Source organism: Desulfobulbus sp. (genome assembly GCF_030824455.1).
GTDB lineage: Bacteria > Desulfobacterota > Desulfobulbia > Desulfobulbales > Desulfobulbaceae > Desulfobulbus.
The window spans coordinates 18,744-41,609 of the sequence record NZ_JAVBXR010000015.1; the positions used below are offsets into that span (position 1 = coordinate 18,744).

At 57.7% G+C, this 22,866-nt stretch carries 24 protein-coding genes; 15 read left to right on the plus strand and 9 right to left on the minus strand.

What is annotated here, in order from left to right:
- Positions 1-37: 37 nt before the first annotated feature.
- From dsrB to RCH93_RS02520, 5 genes are all read left to right on the plus strand, one after another.
- Positions 38-1,177, plus strand: coding sequence for a dissimilatory-type sulfite reductase subunit beta (dsrB, locus tag RCH93_RS02500; protein WP_306546733.1), 1,140 nt, complete (start codon positions 38-40; stop codon positions 1,175-1,177).
- Between the two features lie 77 nt (positions 1,178-1,254).
- Complete coding sequence (locus RCH93_RS02505; protein ID WP_306546734.1) at positions 1,255-1,485, plus strand: dissimilatory sulfite reductase D family protein; 231 nt, start codon at positions 1,255-1,257, stop codon at positions 1,483-1,485.
- 121 nt (positions 1,486-1,606) lie between these two features.
- Positions 1,607-2,338, plus strand: coding sequence for a biotin--[acetyl-CoA-carboxylase] ligase (locus RCH93_RS02510; RefSeq protein WP_306546735.1), 732 nt, complete (start codon positions 1,607-1,609; stop codon positions 2,336-2,338).
- A 91-nt stretch (positions 2,339-2,429) separates the two neighbouring features.
- Positions 2,430-3,437 carry a YhdH/YhfP family quinone oxidoreductase gene (locus RCH93_RS02515; protein ID WP_306546736.1) on the plus strand — a complete coding sequence of 336 codons (1,008 nt, stop codon included), beginning with the start codon at positions 2,430-2,432 and terminating at the stop codon, positions 3,435-3,437.
- Positions 3,434-4,405, plus strand: coding sequence for an SIS domain-containing protein (locus RCH93_RS02520; RefSeq protein ID WP_306546737.1), 972 nt, complete (start codon positions 3,434-3,436; stop codon positions 4,403-4,405). The genes RCH93_RS02515 and RCH93_RS02520 overlap by 4 nt, the downstream gene beginning before the upstream one ends.
- Positions 4,406-4,451: 46 nt before the next feature.
- Here RCH93_RS02520 and RCH93_RS02525 read toward each other — a convergent pair whose 3' ends face one another.
- Positions 4,452-6,824 (minus strand): ubiquitin-conjugating enzyme E2, encoded by a 2,373-nt coding sequence (locus RCH93_RS02525; protein WP_306546738.1) that lies wholly within the window; start codon positions 6,822-6,824, stop codon positions 4,452-4,454.
- 334 nt (positions 6,825-7,158) lie between these two features.
- Between RCH93_RS02525 and RCH93_RS02530 the strand changes: the two genes are divergently transcribed.
- Positions 7,159-7,734 carry a DUF4388 domain-containing protein gene (locus tag RCH93_RS02530; protein WP_306546739.1) on the plus strand — a complete coding sequence of 192 codons (576 nt, stop codon included), beginning with the start codon at positions 7,159-7,161 and terminating at the stop codon, positions 7,732-7,734.
- Positions 7,735-7,746: 12 nt separating this feature from the next.
- Here RCH93_RS02530 and RCH93_RS02535 read toward each other — a convergent pair whose 3' ends face one another.
- From RCH93_RS02535 to larB, 5 genes are all read right to left on the minus strand, one after another.
- The gene (locus tag RCH93_RS02535) at positions 7,747-8,385 is read right to left on the minus strand and encodes an HAD family hydrolase (protein WP_306546740.1); all 639 of its coding nucleotides are present in this window, start codon (positions 8,383-8,385) and stop codon (positions 7,747-7,749) included.
- Positions 8,386-8,404: 19 nt separating this feature from the next.
- Positions 8,405-9,106 (minus strand): HD domain-containing protein, encoded by a 702-nt coding sequence (locus tag RCH93_RS02540; RefSeq protein WP_306546741.1) that lies wholly within the window; start codon positions 9,104-9,106, stop codon positions 8,405-8,407.
- On the minus strand, positions 9,096-9,836 hold the full coding sequence (locus RCH93_RS02545; protein ID WP_306546742.1) for a YkgJ family cysteine cluster protein: 741 nt from the start codon (positions 9,834-9,836) through the stop codon (positions 9,096-9,098). The genes RCH93_RS02540 and RCH93_RS02545 overlap by 11 nt, the downstream gene beginning before the upstream one ends.
- Positions 9,836-12,400, minus strand: coding sequence for a protein translocase subunit SecD (gene secD, locus RCH93_RS02550; RefSeq protein WP_306546743.1), 2,565 nt, complete (start codon positions 12,398-12,400; stop codon positions 9,836-9,838). The genes RCH93_RS02545 and secD overlap by 1 nt, the downstream gene beginning before the upstream one ends.
- Positions 12,401-12,583: 183 nt before the next feature.
- Positions 12,584-13,339 (minus strand): nickel pincer cofactor biosynthesis protein LarB, encoded by a 756-nt coding sequence (larB, locus tag RCH93_RS02555; protein ID WP_306546744.1) that lies wholly within the window; start codon positions 13,337-13,339, stop codon positions 12,584-12,586.
- 145 nt (positions 13,340-13,484) lie between these two features.
- Here larB and RCH93_RS02560 point away from each other — a divergent pair, with 145 nt between their 5' ends.
- Positions 13,485-14,501, plus strand: coding sequence for a hypothetical protein (locus RCH93_RS02560; protein ID WP_306546745.1), 1,017 nt, complete (start codon positions 13,485-13,487; stop codon positions 14,499-14,501).
- Positions 14,488-15,075 (plus strand): AAA family ATPase, encoded by a 588-nt coding sequence (locus RCH93_RS02565; RefSeq protein ID WP_306546746.1) that lies wholly within the window; start codon positions 14,488-14,490, stop codon positions 15,073-15,075. Before RCH93_RS02560 ends, RCH93_RS02565 begins: the two co-directional genes overlap by 14 nt.
- Positions 15,076-15,105: 30 nt before the next feature.
- Here the strand turns inward: RCH93_RS02565 and bamD are convergent, their stop codons facing one another.
- The 3 genes from bamD to trxA form a co-directional block, all read right to left on the minus strand.
- Positions 15,106-15,960: an outer membrane protein assembly factor BamD gene (gene bamD, locus RCH93_RS02570; protein WP_306546747.1), complete on the minus strand. Its 855-nt coding sequence runs from the start codon at positions 15,958-15,960 to the stop codon at positions 15,106-15,108.
- Positions 15,961-15,967: 7 nt separating this feature from the next.
- On the minus strand, positions 15,968-16,930 hold the full coding sequence (trxB, locus tag RCH93_RS02575; protein ID WP_306546748.1) for a thioredoxin-disulfide reductase: 963 nt from the start codon (positions 16,928-16,930) through the stop codon (positions 15,968-15,970).
- A gap of 72 nt (positions 16,931-17,002) precedes the next feature.
- Positions 17,003-17,332 (minus strand): thioredoxin, encoded by a 330-nt coding sequence (gene trxA / locus RCH93_RS02580; RefSeq protein WP_306546749.1) that lies wholly within the window; start codon positions 17,330-17,332, stop codon positions 17,003-17,005.
- Positions 17,333-17,604: 272 nt separating this feature from the next.
- Here trxA and hemL point away from each other — a divergent pair, with 272 nt between their 5' ends.
- The 7 genes from hemL (at position 17,605) to rimO (ending at position 22,857) form a co-directional block, all read left to right on the plus strand.
- A complete protein-coding gene (hemL, locus tag RCH93_RS02585) occupies positions 17,605-18,894 on the plus strand; it encodes a glutamate-1-semialdehyde 2,1-aminomutase (protein WP_306546750.1) in 1,290 nt (429 codons plus the stop codon).
- 79 nt (positions 18,895-18,973) lie between these two features.
- Positions 18,974-19,201: an AtpZ/AtpI family protein gene (locus tag RCH93_RS02590; protein ID WP_306546751.1), complete on the plus strand. Its 228-nt coding sequence runs from the start codon at positions 18,974-18,976 to the stop codon at positions 19,199-19,201.
- The gene (locus RCH93_RS02595) at positions 19,194-19,643 is read left to right on the plus strand and encodes an ATP synthase subunit I (protein WP_306546752.1); all 450 of its coding nucleotides are present in this window, start codon (positions 19,194-19,196) and stop codon (positions 19,641-19,643) included. The genes RCH93_RS02590 and RCH93_RS02595 overlap by 8 nt, the downstream gene beginning before the upstream one ends.
- Positions 19,644-19,657: 14 nt before the next feature.
- The gene (gene atpB, locus RCH93_RS02600) at positions 19,658-20,380 is read left to right on the plus strand and encodes a F0F1 ATP synthase subunit A (RefSeq protein ID WP_306546753.1); all 723 of its coding nucleotides are present in this window, start codon (positions 19,658-19,660) and stop codon (positions 20,378-20,380) included.
- A gap of 74 nt (positions 20,381-20,454) precedes the next feature.
- Positions 20,455-20,715, plus strand: coding sequence for an ATP synthase F0 subunit C (gene atpE, locus RCH93_RS02605; protein ID WP_015725620.1), 261 nt, complete (start codon positions 20,455-20,457; stop codon positions 20,713-20,715).
- Positions 20,716-20,794: 79 nt separating this feature from the next.
- Positions 20,795-21,514, plus strand: a complete 720-nt coding sequence (locus RCH93_RS02610; protein ID WP_306546754.1) for a nucleoside phosphorylase — start codon at positions 20,795-20,797, stop codon at positions 21,512-21,514.
- Positions 21,511-22,857, plus strand: coding sequence for a 30S ribosomal protein S12 methylthiotransferase RimO (gene rimO, locus RCH93_RS02615; protein WP_306546755.1), 1,347 nt, complete (start codon positions 21,511-21,513; stop codon positions 22,855-22,857). The genes RCH93_RS02610 and rimO overlap by 4 nt, the downstream gene beginning before the upstream one ends.
- The last annotated feature ends 9 nt before the right edge of the window (positions 22,858-22,866 follow it).

A 22,866-nucleotide genomic window follows, 5' to 3' on the forward strand; every position in this document is an offset into this window, starting at 1 on the left:
TACTCTCAACGAATTTACTATATAAGGAGATATTATAATGGGTTACGATCCGAAAAATCCTATGGAAGGTCGGATTACCGACTTGGGACCGCGATACTACGGGGATTTTCTGCCGCCAGTCGTCAAAGAGAACAAAGGCAAATGGCTCTATCATGAGATCCTAGAGCCCGGCGTTTTGGTTCACGTGGCCGAGACCGGCGCCAAGGTGTTCACCGTGCGTTGCGGTTCTCCCCGCTTGGTGACTATCAACTATATTCGCGACATCTGCGACATCGCCGACAAGCATTGCGGCGGTTACCTCCGCTTCACCACCCGGAACAACGTTGAGTTCATGGTGGACAGCCAAGAGAAAGTGGCAGAGTTGAAGGCCACCATCAAGGGCTACGGCAACAAGTTCCCGATCGGCGGCACCGGCGCCTGTGTGACCAACATCGTTCACACCCAGGGCTGGGTACACTGTCATACACCTGCCACCGACGCTTCCGGCCCGGTTAAGGCGGTTATGGATGACCTGTTCGAGTACTTCGGGTCTATGACCTTGCCGGCGCAGGTTCGTATTGCTCTGGCCTGCTGCTTGAACATGTGTGGAGCCGTACATGCTTCCGACATCGCCATCCTGGGCATCCATCGTAAACCGCCGATGATCGACGACGCTCGCGTTACCGGCGTTTGCGAGATTCCGCTGGCGATCGCTTCCTGTCCGTTGGGCGCTGTTAAGCCTGCCAAGGTCATGATCAACGGCGAGGAAGTTAAGTCCATCAAAGTTAACGCCGAGCGTTGTATGTTCTGCGGCAACTGCTACACCATGTGCCCGGCCATGCCGTTGGCCGATCCGGAAGGCGACGGTATCGCCATTCTGGTTGGCGGCAAGGTTTCCAACCGCAGATCAGCGCCGAAGTTCTCCAAGCTGGTTGTGCCGTTCCTGCCGAACACCACCCCGCGTTGGCCTGAAACTGTCGCCTGTGTGCGTCAGATCCTTGAAGCCTATGCCAAAGATGCTAAGAAATACGAGCGCATTGGCGAGTGGGCAGAGAGAATCGGTTGGGAGAAGTTCTTTGAGAAGACCGGTCTTCCCTTCACCGAGAAGTCCATCGACGATTATCGTTTGGCATACGACACCTGGCGCACCACCACCCAGTTCAAGTACACCAGTCATACTGCCGCATACACCAAGTAACAGCAGGATATCGATGATCGGCTCTGATTTAAGAGCCGATCATTTTTTGTGTTTTCACACATCTCGAGGAGCGCATTATGGCACTGAGCAAAGATGAGTTGAAATTAGCCATCATTGAAAAGGCTAAGAAATCCCCTAAACCGCAGTTGTACATCAAAGACTTTTACGAGTGCGATCCTGACTCCAAACCGCGTGAAGTTAAAAACGTGGCGAACGAATTGGTCAGAGACGGCGAGTTGATGTTCTGGTCCTCTGGATCCACCACCATGTATGCTCGACCGGATCGTATTCAGGACGAGGAAAAGTAAGATCGTTTTTCCGCTTCCGGTTGCGTTTCGCAAGCAGAGATCCTTCGTGGATCTCTGCTTTTTTTATTTGATGAGGCTCATGCGGCGCGAATGCGCTGCATGACGTGAGCGGGTGAAGAACATGGTGCTGTATTTTGATCATATTGATTCGACTAACCGCATAGCGCGGCAAAAAGCCCTTGAGGATGCGCCGTCTGGTCTTATAGTCAGGGCAGGACGACAATCGGCGGGGCGAGGTCAGTATGATCGAAGCTTTGCCTCGCCAGACGGGGGGCTCTATTTTTCGCTGCTGTTGCGGCTTGCTGTGCCGATTGCCCAGTTGCCGTTGATTACGCTCGCCACCGGCGTGGCCTGCCGTGAGATCCTTTGTGCTGCCTATGGAGTCGAAGCCAAGATCAAATGGCCCAACGACCTGTATCTTGGCGAGCGAAAAGTCGCCGGCATCCTCTGCGAAAACGTGTCGAATCCGGCAGGAAACAATGATCAACCCGCAGTGGTGATTGGGGTCGGCCTCAACGTCAACACGGCGCTCGTCGATTTTCCGAGTGAGTTGCAACCGATTGTGACCACGCTCTTCGAGCAGACCGGGCAGCGAATGGACCTGGAAAAGTTGCTGGATCTGTTGGCTCAGGCCATAGCGAGCAAGGCGGAGATGGTGGCGACTGACTCGGAGTTCTTGCTCGCCGAGTGGCAGAAACATGATTATCTTCACGGGCGATCACTGGTGCACACCGCCGGCAACGTGACGCTGCAAGGCATCGGGATGGGCGTTTCCGCGCTCGGGCTCTATCGCTTTCGGGATGCGGCCGGCGTCGAGCACAGCGTCGTTGGCGGTCAGTTGCGGCTGGCCTGACGGGCAGGGTCTGCTGCCCGGCGTTCTTGTGTGCAAACCAAAAATGCGTAGGAGGCCCACCTCCGTCACCTGCGGGGTAGGAGAGTCGAGGATGAATGAGCTGCATTTTAACGCCTTGGTTGCGTTCGAAGATCAGAACGGGGTTTTTCATCGAGCAATCCGCCAGCAAACCCTAGCGGATTTGCCCGCCGGCGAGGTCTTGATCAAGGTCAAATATTCGTCGTTGAATTACAAAGACGCCCTTTCGGCAACCGGCAATCGCGGCGTCACGAAAGCGTATCCCCATACGCCGGGAATTGACGCCGCCGGCGTCGTTGTCGCCTCGTCGAATCCGCAGTGGCAGTGCGGAGACGAGGTGATCTGCACTGGATACGATCTGGGAATGAACACCTCCGGCGGTTTTGGCCAATACATCAGGACCCCGGCGCATTGGCTGGTGAAAAAGCCGGTTGGTCTTTCGCTGCTTGAGGCCATGCAGTTGGGAACCGCAGGCTTTACCGCCGCCTTGAGTGTACTAGGGCTGCAGAACAATGGGGTTGCGCCTGAAAACGGGATGGTGCTGGTCACAGGAGCGACCGGAGGCGTTGGAACCATCGCGGTTATGCTCCTGCGCAAGCTCGGGTACGCGGTGACGGCCTTGACCGGCAAAATGAGCGAGCAACAATTTTTGCTGGATTTGGGGGCGCAAGCGGTACTTGATCGCAACCAATTCCTTGGCCACAAGGATCGGCCGCTGTTGCCCACTCAGTGGGCTGGCGTGATCGACGCCGTGGGCGGCGAGGTGCTGGCCACGGCCGTCAAAGGAACCGGATTTAACGGGGTCGTCACCAGTTGCGGCAATGCCGCCTCCGGCGATTTGCCCTTGAACGTTTATCCGTTTATTTTGCGCGGGGTGCATCTGTTGGGCATCTATTCGGCCAACTGTCCCATGGAGAAGCGGCTTGCGGTCTGGGGCAAACTTGCGCAGGAGTGGAAATTGCCAGAGGTGTCCAGCCTGTGCCGCATGGTCACGCTGGATGAGTTGGAAACTGAAATTTTCGCCATGCTTGCCGGTAATAGCAAGGGGCGTTGCGTTGTTGATTTGGGAGACACAGAGTGAGCATTGCACTGGCGAAAGAGGTGTTGTCGATTGAGGCGGAGGGAATCTTGGCGGTCCGCGACAATCTGGGCGAAGAGTTTGAGCGGGCGGTGGACGTTGTCATGGCCTGCCCGACGCGTCTGGTGGTGACCGGCATCGGCAAATCCGGGCTGGTCGGGCAAAAAATATCCGCCACCCTCAATTCCACCGGAACACCGTCGGTATTCCTGCATCCGGTGGAGGCCATGCACGGCGATCTGGGCATGGTTGCGCCCACTGACGTTGTCTTGGCCATTTCCTACTCAGGGGAGACGTCCGAGTTGAATCGGCTGCTGGGCAGCCTTGCCGAACGCAAAATCCCCATCATTGCCCTGTGCGGCAAACCCGGCTCCAACTTGGCCAACCATGCGGTGGCGACCTTGAACGTCGCCGTTCCGCGTGAGGCCTGCCCGCTTGGCCTGGCTCCAACGACCTCGACAACCGCCGCCCTGGCCATGGGAGACGCGCTTGCGGTGGCCTTGTTGAATCGGAAACAGTTCCGGGCCGAGGATTTTCGGCGCAATCACCCTGGCGGCAGTTTAGGCGCTCGCCTCAAAGTGGCGATTCGCGAGGTCATGCTCACCGGCGACAAAGTGCCGGTTGTTGCTGACGGCGCCAGCATGCAGGAGGCGGTGGCTGAGTTGAATCAAAAGAATCTCGGCGCCGTTTTTGTCGTCGATCAGGCGGGCCTGTTGCAGGGAATCGTCACGGACGGCGACATCAGACGATTGCTGTCGTCGGGAAAGAATCTTGCCGCCATAACGCTCGCCGAAGGGATGACCCGCAATCCAGTGGCGATCGCGAGCGATCTGATGGCCGCCGACGCGCTGAGCATCATGCAGCAGCGCGAGATCACGGTGCTGGCGGTGGTCGGCGACCAAGGACGCCTCGCCGGCATCCTGCACTTGCACGACCTGCTTGGCAAGGGAGAGTTCCGGTTCCTTATCTGACGGGCGCGGGGAAAGGGGGGAAGGGCGGCGCGACGATCACCGAGACTTACTGCTCGTTATACACCGACCATTTGCCTGTGGCGGAATCAAACATATAGCTGAGTTCCAACTTGGAGGAGCTTCCCTGGCTCCGTTCCACGCAGGTGAGGGTGTAGAGCGATTTGCCGTCGATTTTTTTGGCAAAAACCGCTTTGGGTTGGGACAGTTTGGAGCCTCTGAACGTGGGGTAATTGGCGCGGAAAATCTCCTCGAAGTGTTCTTCAAGCCAGGCGATTTTTTCGATTTGCGCCAGTTGTTCCTGCTGCTGATCAATTTTTGCGCCTACTTTTTGGAGCACGGTTTTTACCGCAGGGTCGGAAGCGTGGTTGCTGGCGCGGATCAGTTGCTGAATCTCCCGGCTGTGGGTCAACACCCCGGCCCGGTCGCCCTTGCCCTCGGCCACCATCACCATGTCCTGAATCTGGGCTATCTTCACCATCAACAGCGTCTTTTCGATCTTACTCAACGATTCTCCCAGCATGTTCTCGGTGCTTTCCGGCTCACTGGCTAGGAGATTGAGCGCGTTTTGGTATTCAACGCCGGCCTGTTCCCAATTTTTTTGCTGATAGGCCTCTCGGGCCGTTGACAGCGTCAGGTACAACCGGGCGTTGACCAGGAGTTTGTGCAGGTCCTGGCGCTCTTTGTCGGTGACCAGGCTGGGGTTGGCGTTGATCGCCTGCTGGGCCTGCTCAAGATATTTGATCGTTTCCTGCCATTGCGATTGGGTAAAGGCTTTTTTGGATTGATCGAGTTCATGGCGGAAGGTGGCGACTGTCAATCGATGGGTGATGTCGCTGGCCGTGCCCAGGGTTTGAATGTTGGAGGAGAGCGCCAGCGCTTTGCGGTAGGCCGCCGCCGCTTCGTTCCAATTTTTGCCTTGCTCGGCGCGTTCGGCCTGGGCAAGCGTCTGCTGCAATTCAAGGGATTGAATCACCTCTTTGACGGCTGTTTGTTGCTTGGCCAGATCGTGCTCAGTCGCGTACTTGAGCGCCTGTCGATAGAGGGTCAGGGCGTCGGCGGTTTTGTTCTGTGCGGCCAGGGATTGCGCCTGTCCGGTAAGCACCGCAAGTTCTTCCTGGGCTGCGGCCATGGCGGTCGAGATGTACTCGCCCTGATGTAGCACCCGTCCGCGCAGCCCCTCCTGCAAATCGCTGGAGGAAAGAAGCGTCTGGATTTCCTTTTCCAGCGTGTCTTTCCGAAACCGGAGAATGGTCAGGTCGGCTAACACCGATTTCGCTGATTCCAGGGTTTCCAGGGCCGCGTCGAACTGTTTTTTGTCGATGAGCAACTGTCCCTTGAGCAGATTGGCCTGGGACTGGCTGAGTGTTTTTTGATCGTTGAAATAGAGGGATGTGGCGCCGATGGAAAGGCCAAGGCACACCGCAACAATCAAAATAGGTTTGAAGGGAATGGCATTGGCCCAGGCGGCGACGTTGAGACGAGGACGCGGGGGGGGCGGAGCCGGGGCGTTCTCAATCTTCGGGGCGGCGACTTCCTCTTTTTTGGTTGAAAAACCGGCGGACTGCGTCAATTGAAAGGATTGTTCAATCCGGGTGCGCAAGGCCTCGGCCCCAGGAGCGTCGGCGGCGATGGCAAGCAGATTGTCCGCCACCTCCAGGGCCTCGTCAAATTTGGCCATGTCCTCAAGTTGCTCGGCCAACTTGAACAGTTGATCTGTTTTGCGCAGCACCTTGCCAATTTCCTGCTGGACCTCCTCCCGGTCGGGAAAATCGGCATTTTCCGGCAGGTCGGCGAGACGCTGATTGGCGGTGAAGATTTTATTTTGCGCCACGAGGTTGCGAATATCCGCAATCTGTGCGGGATCAACCGGTTTTTCGGGAGCGAGAAAATCGTCGTTTTCAAGGCCCAGCGAGGCAAAGGTGTCGTCAACCAGCGAATCCAGCTCAATGCCTGTTTCTTCTATATCGGCAATGCTGAGCGAATCTGTGGGCAGTTGATCCTGGTGCCCCCTGTACCAGTCGGCGGCTTCCTGATTGAAGGGATCGTCGAGATTGTAGGTGTTGCCGCTGATCATTTCGCCGATGTGCAGCACCAATTCAGGTAGCGAAGGATTTTGTTGCCAGCGGTCCGCGATGCGGATGGCGGCGGGGTCGAAATCCGGGTGGAAAATAGGGGTCAGCGGTTTGGCGATGGGGGCGAAATGGGGGTAGCCAAAAGGAAGACTGATACGGACGAGGTGGTTCTTGCCGATGCTGATGTTGTTGTCGGCGTCTTTGAGGAAACCGCGCAGATTGTACTCGATTTCGTAATTGTCCGGCGGCTGCCCCTCGGCCTTGAGAATCGATATATTGGGATATAATTCGAGAAGCTCTTTGAGTTGCGTGTAGTCTTCAGCAAGTTGCTGTGAACCCATAGCCATAAAAATAACCTGTGATGTGTGCTATTGATCGACGTGGCCGGCAGGGCGGAAGAATGCAATGCGTCTGACCGGGGCTCGGGTGCTGTCGGCAAAGGTTGCAGCAACCATATTATCGAGTACTGTATAGTATTTATTCAGTGGAAACAAGCGGGCTTTAACCGGTGAAAGGAAAAAGATGGACGGCCGGGAAGCGGGGCAAGAATCGATTGAGTGAACCAGGATTCACGTGTACACTGATGGCAACGCATCAATAGCAGAGTTTAATGTTTGGGGGTAGATGGACAACTTTAAGGCCGCTTTTGAAATCACGCACGTCAGGAATTGCCCCCTGTATATGCAAGAGGAATGCTTTCTGCTGACCGACAAGGCGGTGGAATTGCCGCTCGGGCGTTCTTCCTGTCTCATTCTGGTGCGGGAACTGACAGGATTGCTCTTTGCCCTGTTGCCCCACGCCGCCGGTAATTTCGCCGAACAGCGCAATACTGTCTACACCTGCGGCGGCTGCACGGGACTCATCAAGTTCAAGCTCACCGACAAGCCGATCCCGGTCAACGGCGGCAAAAGCGCCGGGGCCTTCAAAGAAAACAGTGATTCTGTGATCAGTGGGCGGATCGAGGCGATCATTCCTGCCGAATTGTTGCAGGTGTTTCACATGCATCAGAAGACCGGCAGGCTTATCCTGGAATTTGAAAGCGGTTCGGCGCGGGTGACCTTTCGAGAAGGGGGACTGCTCGCCGCCCGGTTTGAAGATTTGGACAATCAGGAGGCGATCTATGCAATGCTCTCGGAAAAGAAAGGCACCTTCCACTTCATTCCCGGCCTCCCGGACGCGTTGATGAAAACGCGCGAGATTGGCGATTTTATGATGATTCTCATGGAAGGGCTGCGTCGGCTCGATGAAGACGAATAGCCGGCGCTGATTCTACGGTCGCGTGGCCGTCGTCTGAAACGGCGGCAGGGCGGCGATGCTCATGAAATTGTCCACATGATAACGGGCCGCAAGCGCCCTGTTTCTGAAAGCGATCAGATCGACGCCGACGCCGGCGCAGTGCTCCTGATCAATCACTGAATCCCCGATGTAAATCGTTTCCTCCGGTTGCACCTCAAATCGTTCCAAAATCATCCATAGACCGTCCGGGGCCGGCTTGGGCCGCGGCGCCGTGACGGCGGTGACCACCATGTCAAACCAAGGCCGCAGGGCAAAGACGTCGAGAATGGAATCCATGGTGTCGGCGCGGTTAGTGGAGATGGCGGTGTGGCAGCGGGGTTTGATCAAACGGAGAAAGTCCACCAGATCCGGTTCCATCACCATGGCGCGGAGATACGGGCTGTAATCGAGACCGAGGCGATAGGTGGTGACCTTGTCCAGGTCCACCTGAGGGTGGTTGCGAAAGATGTGGAGCACCGAGTTGTTGACGTTGTGGATGTGCACGTATTCAAGCTCTTCGGCGTCCATTGGCGGGCAGGAAAAGGCGGCGAGGAGATGGTTGTAGTAGATCCGGTTGGATTCGCGGGAACTGAACATGACTCCGTCGCAGTCAAAGACAACAAGTTTCAGCATAACAATCGAAGAGCCGGTTTCACGGAAAAAATCCGTGGGTTTCCCTGGTGAGTTGATCAAAAAAGGTTTCCATGAAGGCGTGACGCTCTTCAGCCATGCGTTTGCCGGCCGGGGTGAGCATTTGCTCGCGCACCCGCGACATTTTAATCCGAAATTCCCGATAAGCGGTGTCTTCCTGCGAGTAGGAGGTGGTGGCGGCGGGATCTAATTCCGGATTGTGCAGGCGGGCGCCGATCTGGCCGGCAAAGAGAAAGGCCCGGCCGATGCCGACGGCGCCGATGGAATCAAGCTTGTCGGCGTCAAAGAGGATCTGCGCCTCCAGCGTTGCCGGCGCGGCGCCGCTGCGAAATCGGTGGCTGCGGATGCAGTGGCAGATTGCCTCGAGGTCGGCCTCGCTATACTGCAACTCCCGGAGCAGCGGTGCGGCCAGTTCCGCCCCGCGTCGTGCATGGCAGACCTGGCCGCGGCTGAGGCTTTCTTCCCGGCGACCGATGTCGTGGAGGAGCGCGGCCGGGACGAGAATGTCCAGGCGGGCCTGCAGCTGACGGCCGAGGGATAGGGCGGCGCTCAAGACCCTCTCGCTGTGATCGGGGCCGTGCGAGCCGCCTTCGGCGACGCAGAACGCGTGGCTGATCTCCCGCAGGCGTTGCAGGAGTTCGGCTGCAATCGGGGCAACCCCGTTCATTTGCTCCATGGGGCCGCAGTTCAGGCTAATCGCCAAAGAATTCCTGCAGCAGCCAGCGGACGCCCAGCAGCAGCAGTTGCTCGTCGTCGCCGGCCAGCCCCTGGAGTTGCGCCGGCGTCAACGGCCGGTTGAGGGCGATGCGGCCGTCGCTCATCTCGCGGCGGAACTGATCCAGATCATAGAGGGCCAGCATGTATTGGTCGAGGTGCAGTCGCGTGGGGCGGAAGGCGCCGTTCTGAATCTGCGGATGCTGGAGCAGCGGCAGCAGGGCGTCGTTGTGCTGGTTGTACAACTCCAGCCCCTGATCGCGGAGATACGCTGCCACGGTGGGGTGATTCTCCCCTGAAAAACCCAGACAATGGGGTTCCCGCACCAACACCAGCGATTCCGCCGCCGTTCCGTCCTGCCCTCGCGCCGCGCCTCTGCCTACGGGATAGGCCCGGCAACTGCCGGGACGGTCCGCATACACCGAGCATCCCTTGGCGTCGACAAACACGCAGGAGGCCCGGCCGTCGTCGACCATGGTCAGATAGCAGGTGGGGAAGAGCTGCTGTTCGTCCCATTCGGGGATCACATACTGTTGCAGGAAAGCGCCCGACGTGAGCTTGAGCGCCCGTTTCAGGCGCAGGACGTCATAGGGCGTGAGCGCCAAGTCCAATTCCCGACAGCATTCGGTGAAACAGGGCACGCCGGGGTGGCAGGCAAAGGTGAACGGCTGCTCGGCGGCAATGGGCTGGAAATGTTCGGGAAGCTGTGCGGCGGTCATTATTTGTTCCTCCCCCCGACGGACAAGAGCGGGCTGGCGACAAAGATGGACGAATACGTGCCCACCAGCAGGCCGATCAGCAGGGCAAAGGAAAAGTCGTGGATGGTGGCGCCGCCAAAGAAAAAGAGGCAGGTGACGGTCAGGAGCACGGTGAGCACGGTGATGATGGACCGGGCCAGCACCTGGTTGATGGAGATGTTGATGATGTCGTGGAGGCCAAGATCGTCGTGCTTCTCCATGTTTTCCCGGATGCGGTCAAAGATGACGACGGTGTCGTTGAGGGAGTAGCCGGCCAGGGTGAGCAGGGCGGTGATAATCAGCAGGGTCATTTCCATGTCCATCAGCCAACAGACGCCAAGGACAATGAGCACGTCGTGAAAGGTGGCCACGGTGGCGGCGAGGCCGAATTGAAAATCGAAGCGCAGGCCAAGGTAGAGGATGATGGCCAGCATCGACAGGCCGACGGAAAGTAAAGCCTTGCTGCGCAGGTCGGCGGAAACCGAAGAACCGATCTCCGATTTGCTCTCCAGGGAAAAGCCCTTGTCCGCCTGTTCCTTGGCCAGCACTGCAGTGATGCGGTCGCTCAGGTTGCCGACCTTTTCCTCGGAGGCTTTGATTTTGACGATCAAACGATTTTCGTTGGTCACCTGTTGCAGGTCAACCCCGGCAAAACCGTTGGCGGCAAGGGCGCTGCGGACGTCCTGGAGGGCAAAGGCCTTGTCGGTCTTGTATTGCAGCATCGATCCGCCGGAAAAATCGATGCCCATGTTGGCGTGTCCCCGCGCAATCTGGATAAAGGCGATCACGCCGAGCAAAGAAAGGGCAATGGAAATGGAAAAGGCAATTTTTCGCACGCCCATAAAGTTGAAGTGCGACTTGTGGACCAATTCGAAAAATTTGATTTCCTTGATTTTTTTGAAGCTGAAGAGGATGTCGTACATCAACCGGCAACCGAACAGCACCGCAAAAAGGTTGAAGATGATGCCCAGGGACAGGGTGATGGCAAAGCCCTTGATGGGCCCGGTGCCAAAGAGAAACAGCACCAGGGCGGTGATCAGGGTGGTGACCTGGGCGTCGACAACGCTCCAGAAGGCCTTGTTGAACCCGGCGTCAACCCCGGCGCGAACCGATTTGCCAAGGGCGAATTCATCGCGCATGCGTTCGTAAATGAGCACGTTGGCGTCTACCGCCATGCCGATAGACAAAATAATGCCGGCAATGCCGGGGAGCGTCAGGGTCGAGCCGAGCATGGCCAACCCGACAAACAGCAGCAGGATGTTGAGCACCAACGCCAGGTTGGCGATAAGACCGGAGAGCCGGTAATAAATCAGCATAAAGACAACGACCAGCAGCGTGCCCAGCAGGCCGGAAAAGAGTCCTTTGTTGATCGAATCCTGGCCCAGGCTGGCGCCAACTGTGAGGTTTTGAATAATGTCGACCGGGGCCGGCAGGGCGCCGACGCGAAGGACAATGGCCAGGTCGGTGGCCTCGTTGTGGGTGAAACTGCCGGAGATCTGGGCGCTGCCGCCAAGGATTTTCTCCCTGATCACCGGGGCCGAGCGGACGGTTTCGTCCAGGACAATGGCCAGTCGTTTGCCCACGCTTTTTTCGGTCAAGGCGGCAAAGACCTGACCGCCGCGCGAGGTCAGGTCAAGGCTGACATAGGGTTCGTTGAAATTGCCCCCGATTCGGACCTGGGCGTTTTTGACCATTTCGCCGGTCATCAGCACCGGCGTCTCAAGGAGAATAGGAACTTTGCTTTCCTTCTTGGTCTTGTTGTCGACCACTTTTTCAAAGTAGATTTCGCTCCCCTGGGGCAACCGGTTCTGCAGAGCCAGATTTAATTGCTTTCTGCTGTCGCCCGTCCTCCATTGGCCGGTTTTGACGACCTCCTCGACCATCTGGGCCGGGTTGAGCCCAGGCGCTTCCGCCACCATTTTAAACTCGAGCTGCGCGGTCTGGCCAATGAGGCTCATGGCCCGTTCCGGGTCCTTGACGCCGGGCAGCTGCACCACGATTTGATTCTCGCCCTGGCGCAGCACGATCGGCTCGGCCACGCCAAACTGATCGATGCGGTTGCGGATGATTTCAAGCGACTGGTTCACCGCATTTTTCTTGATGAAATCGATTTCGTCTTTTTTCAGCCGCAGGGTGATGCGGGGAAAAGCGCCGGCCTCGGCTTCCACCTGGCTGTCAAGATTGGGGAAACTGTCTGTGAGGATCTGCTTGACGGCGTCGATGGCCCCGGTGTTGGGCAGGGTGAACAGGATGGCGCCCGGCGTGCCTGCGTCCATCCGCACCGCGTTGATGTTCTTGGCGGCCAAGGCCGATTTGAAATCCGAGGCGGAGAGATCCAGCGAATTCTCGGCCGCTTTCTCCAAGTCAACCTGCAGCACGATGTGCATGCCGCCCTGGAGGTCCAGGCCCAGCTTGAGGCCTGCTGGCGCGAGATATTTTTTCCACCAGTCCGGGATGTCGTGATACAGGGAAGGGGTGAGGGCGAGCCCCGAAAAAAGGAGCAGAAAGAGCACAAGCCCGATTTTAAGCTTTAAGCTGGAATTCATGGACGGCGTACCTGTGGCTGAGGAAAACGGTGGTCTCGGGAACAATGTTGACACAAAATAGACTGAATATACGTCGACATATCGCTTGACGCAACGGTGCGATCAATTTTTTGCCGGAAAAAGATGCGGTGCAAAGGAGGCGCGGAGCGGGAAAGAGGCAACGGGCGGGCGTTTGAAGGCGTCTCAGGTTTTGCGATTGATGGCGGCAGCCATGCAGGCGGCCCCGAAACCGTTGTCGATGTTGACCACGGCCAATCCTGGGGAGCAACTGTTGAGCATGCCGAGCAGGGCGGAAAAACCGCCTGCGCCGGTCCCGTAGCCGACGCTGGTCGGCACGCCGATCACCGGGGCTCCGGTCATGCCCGCGACCACCGAGGGCAGGGCGCCTTCCATGCCGGCCGCGACGATGATCACCTTGGCCTGCTGCAACAGCGCCGAATGGGCGAGAATGCGGTGAATGCCGGCTACGCCGGCGTCATGGATGGTTGCGGTTGGGTGCCCAAAGGTATGCAGGGTAATTCGCGCCTCTTCCGCAACCGGCAGGTCCGAGGTGCCGGCGGTGACGATGACCACTGTGCCGCAGCCGCTTTCGGCGGGGATGTGCTGCTCGTTGCCGGTCAGCAACCGGGCCGTGGGGTGATAGGTCAGGCCGCTGAGTTGCGAACAGACGGCCTCGGCCTTTTGCGGCGACACCCGGGTGGCAAGCGCGACGGTGGGGGTTCGCAAAAGGGCCGCGAGGATCTCGATCAACTGCTCGGCGGTTTTGTTTTCGCCAAAAACCGCCTCGGGCAGGCCGGTGCGCAGGCTGCGGTGGTGGTCCAGTCGGGCGGACTCCAGGATCTCCACCGGGAGGAGGCGCAACTGTTCAAGGGCCAGGGGGATGTCCACCTCGCCGGCGCGCACCTGGCGGAGCAGCGCTGTAAGACTTTGTTCATTCATGGAAACCTGTGGGCTGAGAGTGTTGTGCGCCGACTCTACCATGCGCAAAATGGTGCGTAAACGGTTTACGCTGCCGGCTGGTTCTGTTAGATTGCCGCCAACTTTTCAATTCCAGGGGCCGCCTCGCGGCGGCCGGAGATCTTCCATGACCAACGACACGCTCCCCCCTTTTTTACAGGCGCTGCTGCGACCGGATTGTTACCCCCACCCCGCCGCAGAGTTGCGTTTGGTGCAGACGCACATCTCCTCAGTGATTCTCGCCGGCGATTTTGTTTATAAGTTCAAGAAACCGGTAAATTTCGGATTCCTTGATTTTTCTGATCTGGAGAAGCGGCGCGTCTGTTGCCAACAGGAACTGCTCCTCAATCGCCGGCTGTGCCCCGACATTTATCTGGGCCTGGTTGAGGTGACCGCCGAACCAAACGGCGGGTTTGCCCTTAACGGCGCGGGCCCGGTTGTTGAGTACGGCGTGCGCATGAAGCGGATGCCGGAAGAGCGGATGATGACCCAGCTAATCCTTGCAGGCAAACTCAACCGCGAACACCTCGACGCCTTGGTTGCGGTGCTGGCTGATTTTTACAGTCGAGCGGAAGGCGGCGGCGAGATCGCCGCGTTTGGCGCGGCGTCGGCGGTAAGTGTTAATGTGCTTGAAAATTTCGAGCAGACCCAAGGATTTATCGGCCAAGGCGCCCTCAGTCAGGAGCAGTTTGACCGGATATCGGCGTATGCCAGGAATTTTCTTGCCCAAGAGGCATTGTTCCAGCAACGGATCGACGAAGGCCGCATCCGTGATTGTCACGGCGATCTCTATTCCGCCAACATTTGCCTGGCGGACAAGGTCTACATTTACGACTGCATCGAATTCAATCAGCGCTTCCGCTATTGCGACGTGGCCAGCGATGTGGCCTTTTTGGCCATGGATCTCGATTTTTATGGGCTCGAGGAGCTGGGACGCCGGTTCATCGACAGTTTCTCGCAACACACCAAGGATGCGGGGCTGGCGGCGATGCTCAATTTTTACAAATGCTACCGGGCCTATGTTCGCGGCAAGATAGGCTTGTTCACCGCCGGCGACCCGGCGGTTGAGCCGGCGGTCAAGGCCGCCAATCTTGCAAACGCCGCCAAGTATTTTCGTCTGGCCGAACACTATGCCGCTGCGTGAGCCTGCCGCCGCCGTGAAAACCCTGGCCGTCTTTATGGGGATGACGGCCTCGGGAAAATCAACTCTGGCCATGGCGTGGGCCAAGCGTTGTCAGGCGGCCTACTACAACACGGATCGGGTGCGCAAAGAACTGGCCGGGCTCCAGGCCAGCGACCGGCGTCCGGACGGGGTCGGCCAGGGCATCTATTCCTCGGCGCTGACAGCGCAGACCTATCAAGCCATGCTTGACCGCGCGGCAGAGGATTTCGCCCACGGAGCGAGCTTGGTGGTGCTTGACGGCTCGTATGGCCAGCGTGCTGATCGGGACCGGGTGAGGGAGGCGGCAGCCAGGCATGGGGCGCAGAGTCTGTTTGTATTCTGCGTCTGCTCGGCGGAGGAGGTGAAACGGCGGCTTGCTGTACGGGCTGCGGATACGGACGCCGTGTCCGACGGCCGCTGGGAGATCTACCTGCATCAGTTGCAGAGCTTTGAGGCCCCCGGAGCGTTCGAGACGGATTGCATCCGTCTGGACACCGAGCAAAGCGTTGCGGCAATGTTGGAGTGGCTGGCGACTCAACCCTCTATGCAGGGCTGAGTCGCCGAGATTCCATCGCCGGTTTAGTGGTTATTTGGCTTCAATTTCGCTCTGGCTGCTTTCCGTTTTCGGCTTTTCTGCCGGTTGTTCTTCGGGTTGCGCCTCTTCTTCCCGGTCGGCCGGGGTCTTGGTCATGAAGTCCGGCAACCACCGGCTCATGCCCCAGGACGGAGCGTTGCCCGCCTCCAGATGATCCAGCAAGGCCTTAGCCTGCGGCGCCAGATTGGAATCCGGATACATGGCCAGCAGGTATTTCAGCCGATGCTTGGCCTCTTCGTGCCGGTCGGTTCGGACGTAGAAAACCGCGACCAGATACTCGTGATTGACAAGGAATTCCTTGGAATCAATGATTTTTGCTTTGGCTTCCTTGGCGTAGGGCGACTGCGGATAGGCGTTGATCAGGCGGGTGAATGATTTGATCGCCTCCTGGGGCCCGGAGATGTCCCGATCAATCCGGTCGGAGCGGCTGTAGTCGCACATCCCGATCTGAAACATCACGTAAGGAATCGCCTCGTTGGTGGGGTGACGCTCTTCAAACGCCTTGTACAGGATTTTAGCCTCGGCGTATTGCTTGTTGTAATAATGGGCGTCCGCAGCCTTCAGCTCCGCCAGCATCGCTTGGGCGCTGAACGGATGCTCGTCGAGGATGATTTTGAAATTTTTGACGGCTTCGTTGTAGTTGCCGACGTTGTAGGCGTCCATGCCTTGAACGATGAGGGTTTCCGGCGGCAAGGATTTTGGGTCGTCGTCCTCGCCGAAGGAGAGTTTGTTGAACATGCCGTCAAAGGTCGAGCAGCCGGAGAGCGTGGTGGCCGCTAGCGTCAGCAGAATCAGGATGAGACGTTTATAGCCGTGAAACGACCGGGTGTTGTGCGATATGGGCATGAGTCCTCTATTCGCTGCAGTTAAGGGGTTGATCAGGGGCCTGGTTGCCAAGGTAATGCTCAACCGACAACTCGGCGACAGCGCCCTCTCCGGCGGCGTTAACGATTTGCCGGGAGCGTTTGCTGCGGATGTCGCCGGCGGCGTACACGCCGGGAATTGAGGTGGCCATTTCCTCGTCGGTGACGATGAAGCCGGTCGAATCGGTGTGGAGTTGATCCAGGGGAAGGAGGTCGTTGTTGGGGGCAATGCCAATGAGAACAAAGATGCCGGTCACTTTCAGGGTCGACTGGTCGCCGTTGTAGTGCTGGAGCAGCAGTTCTTCCACGCCAGCGGTCTTGGTCCCCCGGATTTCGAGGATGCGGGTGTTCCAGAGAAAATCAATCTTCTGATTGCAGAACGCCTTTTCTTGAAGGATTTTGGTGGCCCGCAATTCGCTCCGGCGGTGAATGACCGTGACTTTGGCGGCGAATTTGGTCAGGTGCAGAGCTTCCTGAATGGCGGTGTTGCCGCCGCCGACAACGGCAATTTCCTGGTTGCGGTAAAAGGGGCCGTCGCAGGTGGCGCAGTACGAGACGCCGCGTCCGCTGTATTCATACTCGCCGGGGATGTCGAGCCGGCGGGGTTTGGCCCCGGTGCAGAGGATGATGGTTTTGGCGGTGAGGATTTCGCCGCTTTCCAAGGTGACCGACTTGACGTCCCCGGCCAGGTCGAGCGCGGTGATGACGGCGAATTTCTTCTCGAGGCCGAAACGGTCGGCGTGGGCAGTCATCTTGTCCATCAGGTCAAAGCCGGAGACGCCTTCGGCAAAGCCGGGGTAATTGTCCACCCAATCGGTCACCAGCACCTGCCCGCCTGTGGCGCCTTTTTCGACGAGCAGGACCTTGAGACGTCCGCGGGCGGCATACAACCCTGCCGTCAGGCCAGCGGGGCCGCCGCCGACGATGATCAGCTGATACTGTGCCTGTTGCATGGTCATTACCGCCAAAAAGAAGGCACGGTCCCTTATTCAAGCAAACAAGAAACCGTGCCGCGTCAGAAAGAGTTAAATGGCTTTTTTGATCAGATCCTGCAATTGGGACTTGCCCACGGCGCCGGTAATCTGGTCGACCACTTCGCCGCCTTTAAAGAGAATAAGCGTAGGGATGGCGCGGATGCCAAATTTTCCAGGAGTGGCCGGATTTTCGTCAACATTCATCTTGGCGATGACGACCTTGCCGTCAAATTCTGCCGCCAACTCGTCGATAACCGGACCAATGGCCTTGCAGGGGCCGCACCACGGAGCCCAAAAATCAACCAGACAGGGCAGTGCATTACCAATGACATTGCTCTCAAACTCGCTGTCGGATATGTGAATTACCTTGTCACTTGCCATCTCGCGTTCTCCTTGTAGGCGTGGACCGATGAAAAATTGCTTAAAAAAATATTGAATTCTCGATGGTTATGTAATGGTGAGCTGCATCGGCGGTCATTCTACCTTGCACGCCCAATGGTGACAAGAAAAAATTGACATCATTGGGGGGCTGTCAAGGCGGATGTGTTTGGAATTTTTTTTGCTTTTGACATCTGAAAAACCCCCGTGCTATAAAGGGGCCTTCGTATCGGATCAGCATTGAACAGACCATTGCAGTCACAACGAGGAAACTGATGAAAACGGATCGATCAGCGCAATTGTTTCTCGAGGCGAAAACCCTTATGCCGGGAGGCGTCAACTCGCCGGTCAGGGCCTGCCGTTCGGTTGGCTGCGAGCCGTTGTTTGTGCGCAAGGCCTCGGGCTGCATGCTCACCGACGTCGACGGCAATGAATTTATCGACTTTGTCGGGTCCTGGGGGCCTATGATCCTGGGCCATTCTCATCCCGAGGTGGTGGAGGCGATTTGCCGGACCGCCGCCGACGGCACCAGTTTTGGCGCGCCCTCGCCCTTGGAGGTGGAACTCGCGGCCATGGTCTGCGACGCGGTGCCTTCGATTGAGAAGGTGCGATTCGTCAACTCCGGAACCGAGGCCACCATGAGCGCCGTGCGTCTGGCGCGTGGCTACACGGGCCGCAAGGCGGTGGTGAAATTCGACGGCTGCTATCACGGTCACGCCGATTCCTTTCTGGTCAAGGCAGGCTCGGGGGTGATTACCCTTGGCATCCCCGGCAGCCCCGGCGTGCCCGAGGACATCGTCAAAAACACCCTATCCATTCCCTATAATAACGAGGCGGTGTTAGAGGAGACCTTGCGGAATGCAAGCCTGGACATCGCCTGCGTCATTGTCGAGCCGGTGGCCGGCAACATGGGAGTGGTTGCGCCTGCGCAAAATTTTCTGCGCAGATTGCGCGAATTGACCCGTGAACTGGGGATTGTGCTGATTTTTGACGAGGTCATTACCGGGTTTCGTCTGGCTCTGGGCGGGGCGCAGGAACGGTTTGGGGTTATCCCGGATCTGACCTGCCTGGGCAAGATTATCGGCGGCGGTTTGCCGGTGGGGGCCTACGGCGGCAAGCGCGAGTTAATGGAAATGATCGCCCCCGACGGGCCAGTGTACCAGGCCGGCACCCTTTCCGGCAACCCCCTGGCGATGGCGGCGGGGCTGGCCATGTTGAACATTGTCAAACGACCGGGATTTTATGCCGAGCTGGAAGAAAAAAGCGCCTGGTTCGGCGACGAAATGGAGAAATTGGCGGCAGCCGCTCCGGTCCCGATTGTCCTCAACCGCATCGGGTCGCTGATGACCTGCTTCTTTACCGACAAGCCGATCACGGATTTCGAGTCGGCCCTGCAGGCGAACACTGCGTTGTACGGTCAATACTATCGGCATATGCTGGCCGGCGGGGTGTGGCTGGCGCCCTCGCAGTTTGAGGCGGCCTTTATATCCGCCGCGCATGACCGCGCGCACCTGGAACAGGCGCTGCGCGTGACTGAATCGTCATTCAAAAAATTGATGGTTTAATTAAAAAATTATTGCGTTTGCCGATTGCTCGTGCTACCTGTAGCAGCAATTGTCGCGTCCCGGCAAAGAGAGGAAAACGATGTCCGAAGAAAGCAGGGAAATGTTCAGACAATTGGCGGTCTACAGTCATGTGGGCATGACGTTTGTCTTTTCCATCCTGATCGGATTCGGCATGGGCTGGGCGCTTGACAATAAGGTGTTTGATGGAAAAACCAGCCCTTATCTAACGTTTATTTTTTTGGGCTTCGGCATTGTGGCCGGATTTAAAAATCTCTGGGACTTAACCCAGAAAATCAAGGATGAATGAGCGCGATCAAGAGGCCGGTGTGCGAGTCGCCGACAATGAGGCAATTGTGGTCGGACGTGTGACGCTGTTCAGCTGTGTCTTGCTTGTGCTGCTGGCGGCCGGAGGTTGGTGGACGTTCGGTTGGTCTTTTGCCCAATCTGTCTTGATTGGCGGGGTGTTGGTCAACGGCAGTTTTTGGCTGCTGAAAAAAGACGCCCATCGCTTGATTGCACGGGTCAGTGAGGCCGACGGCCCTGCTGGCGCTGCTGTGGATATGGAGAAAACGCGGTTTTTTCTCAGATCGTTTGCGCGTCTGGTTGTACTTGGTTTGCTGTTGTTTGTGCTGGCCTCACAGGTGACGATCCATGTGATCGGCCTGACCTTGGGGTTTGCCACAATTATGGTTAGTGTTGTCATCATCGGCGTAAGCACCGGGAAGTGCTGGGCGCCGAGCAAAGCTTGAGGAGAGTGTAGGTCATGGAACATCCGATATTGTTTATTTCTCTGGTTCTTGAAGCATTGGGTTTGCCGGTGCCCCACACCCCGGTTGGTCACACCCTCCTGGAAAAGATCTGCGAGCCTTACATGACCTACACCTGGATGGTCATGGCTTTTCTGATCATTGTACCCCGCTTGACCATGGGTAAACTGGAGATGGCGCCGGGCAGCGGCCAGAACTTCTGGGAAGTGATGGTCGGCGGGTTAATGGATTTTTGTGCCGAGAATCTGGGCGAGAAAGGCGCGAAAATGCTCTTCCCGATGATGGCCACCTTCTTTTTCTACATCCTCATCGCCAACATGATCGGGCTGATTCCCGGATTCATGTCGCCCACCTCGAGCCTGAACATCACCATGGCCATGACCCTGATCGTCTGGGTGACGCATCACGCGCTGGGATTCAAATACCACGGGCTGCATTACTACAAACACTTCATGGGACCGAGCAAGGTGCTGGCGCCGTTCATGTTCCTGCTGGAAATCATCAGTAACTTTGCCCGTCTGATTTCACTCTCCATGCGTCTTTTCGGCAACATCCTTGCCAAAGAGGTTCTGCTGGGCGTCCTCTTCATGCTGGCCGGAGCGTTCTTTGCCCCGCTGCCTATTCTGTGCCTCGGCGTGCTGGTGTCCGTGATCCAGGCCGTGGTGTTCGTGCTGCTTTCCCTGCTGTACTGCGCGGGTTCCATGGAACACGCCCATTAATTGATTTGTACAAGTTCCGTTCAACGGAGAAGAAGGCCAACTTTTATATAACTTTAGTACGGAGGAACACAACAATGGATAAACTTAGTCTTGCTTTGATTTGTATTGGCGCTGCTCTCAGCATCGGCCTTGCCGGCTTTGGCGCTGGCATTGGTATGGGTAACGGTCTGCGCGGCGCTTGCGACGGCGTTGCTCGCAATCCGGAAGCAAAGGGCGCCATCACCACCACCATGATTCTTGGTATGGCTCTGTGCGAGTCCATCGCAATTTATGGTCTGGTTATCGCCTTTATTCTGCTGTACGCAAACCCCTTCAAGGCTGCGCTCGGACTGTAATCCACGCCGATACAGGGATTCTTCCCGATAAAGGGCTGCGGTGTTGCCGCAGCCCTTTTTTATTGGTATTCTGCTCCCCATGTCCACCTGCCTGATCAATCCCCAACGGGGCAAGGGCGAGCCGCAACTGCCGCCCACCGGCGTTTTGGCCGTCAACCCCTCCGACGCTTCGTGCTTCGCGGCATTGGCCAAAGAGCGTCTCCTGAAAAAATTCTTTCTTTTCAACGCCCAGCTGTACAGTAATCAGAATCTCTTTCTGGCCGGTCCTGCGGTTGGCGCCCCGATGGCCGTCCTTTGCTTGGAAAAGCTGATCGCCTTGGGCGCTCGCCGCATTGTTGTCTACGGCTGGTGCGGTTCCTTGAGCGCGGACCTGCGCGTCGGCGATCTGTTTTTGCCGACCGCCGGGCTGAGCGAGGAAGGCGTGAGCCGCCATTATCCGGCGGTCGATGGTCGGCAAGAGGACTCCGCTCTGCGGCTGTCCTTGGGCCAGGCGCTCAAGCGGCACGACTATAGGGCGCAGTCCGGCCCGATCTGGACCACTGACGCGGTGTATAGGGAAACCAGAGAGAAGGTGGCCCGGTACGGCGGACAGGGGATCATGGCGGTTGATATGGAATATACCGCCCTTCTTGCCGTGGCCGCCTTTCGGCAGGTCAACCTTGCGGCCGTGATGATGGTTTCCGATGAACTGTTCCATCCGGAGTGGGCGCCGCAATTTCAACACAAAAAATTTCGCGCGGACTCGCAGCGCTTGCTTGCGACCATCTGCGCCATCCTCTCAACCGGTGAGACGTCATGAAAACCCTGTATATGGTCAGTTTGGGCTGCCCCAAAAACCTTGTCGATTCCGAGGTCATGCTCGCCGCCCTAGAGCAGGCCGGCTATGCGGTGGTCGAAGATCCGAACCAGGCGTCGCTGCTGCTGGTCAACACCTGTGGGTTCATCCGCCCGGCGGTGGAAGAGGCGATCGATGCGATTCTCGAGTTGGCCGCATACAAAGACGAGCATCCCGAACAGTTGCTGGTGGTCGCCGGCTGCATGGTGCAGCGCTACGGGGATAATTTGCTGGCCGAGCTTCCCGAAGTCGACCTTTTTGTCGGACTTGATGATTTTTCCGACATAGCTCGCCTGCTTGAGCGCTTGACGCCGGAGCCCCAGATCGTCGCGCGGCCGGGCTCAGCGGCCTATCTCATGGACAGTTCGGTTGCCAGACGGATCTCTGCGCCCTCGTTTCGCTCCTATCTGAAAATCACCGAGGGCTGCGACAATCAATGCGCCTATTGCATGATCCCCTCGATTCGCGGCCGGTTGCGCAGCCGGACAATCGATGATCTGGTGACGGAGGCCGTTCGTCTGCAAGAAACCGGGGTGCGCGAACTCACCTTGATTGCGCAGGACCTGACCGCCTATGGGCGAGATTTGCATGACGAGGCCAACCTGGTTGCTCTCCTGGGAGCCTTGCTGCAGCATACCGATATCCCCTGGTTCCGCCTGCTCTACGCGTATCCCGCCAGCGTCACCGATGGGTTGTTGCAGTTGATGGCGGGACAACCGCGCATTCTGCCCTACCTCGACATACCCTTTCAGCATGTGAGCGATCAGGTGCTGCGGGCGATGAACCGCCACTACCGGCGCGACACGCTCGATGATCTGGTGCGGCGCATCAGGCGCTTTGTTCCCGACTGCGCGGTGCGAACCACCATGATGGTTGGGTATCCCGGAGAAACCGAAGCGGATGTGACTGAAATGGTCGAAGCCCTGCAAGCTTGGCAACTCGACCATGTCGGCGTTTTTCAATATCAGGATGAAGACGGCAGCAGGGCGGCGCAGTTGCCGGACAAGGTGGATGACGACGAGAAAGAAGCACGGTACCAGCAGGTCATGACGACGCAGGCCGCCATCAGCGAACAACGTCAGCAGCGGTTTGTCGGCAGAATTGAACCGGTGCTGATTGAAGGCGTCAGCGAAGAAAGCGAGTTGTTGCTGGAGGGGAGAAGTCGGTTTCAGGCCCCTGAGATTGACGGCTGCGTGTATATAACCTCAGGGCAGGTTCACCCCGGCGATATCGTACCTGTGCGGATCACCGAGGCGCATACCTATGATCTGGTGGGGGAGGTGGTCAACGATCAGGAAAACAGTTGACCGCAACGG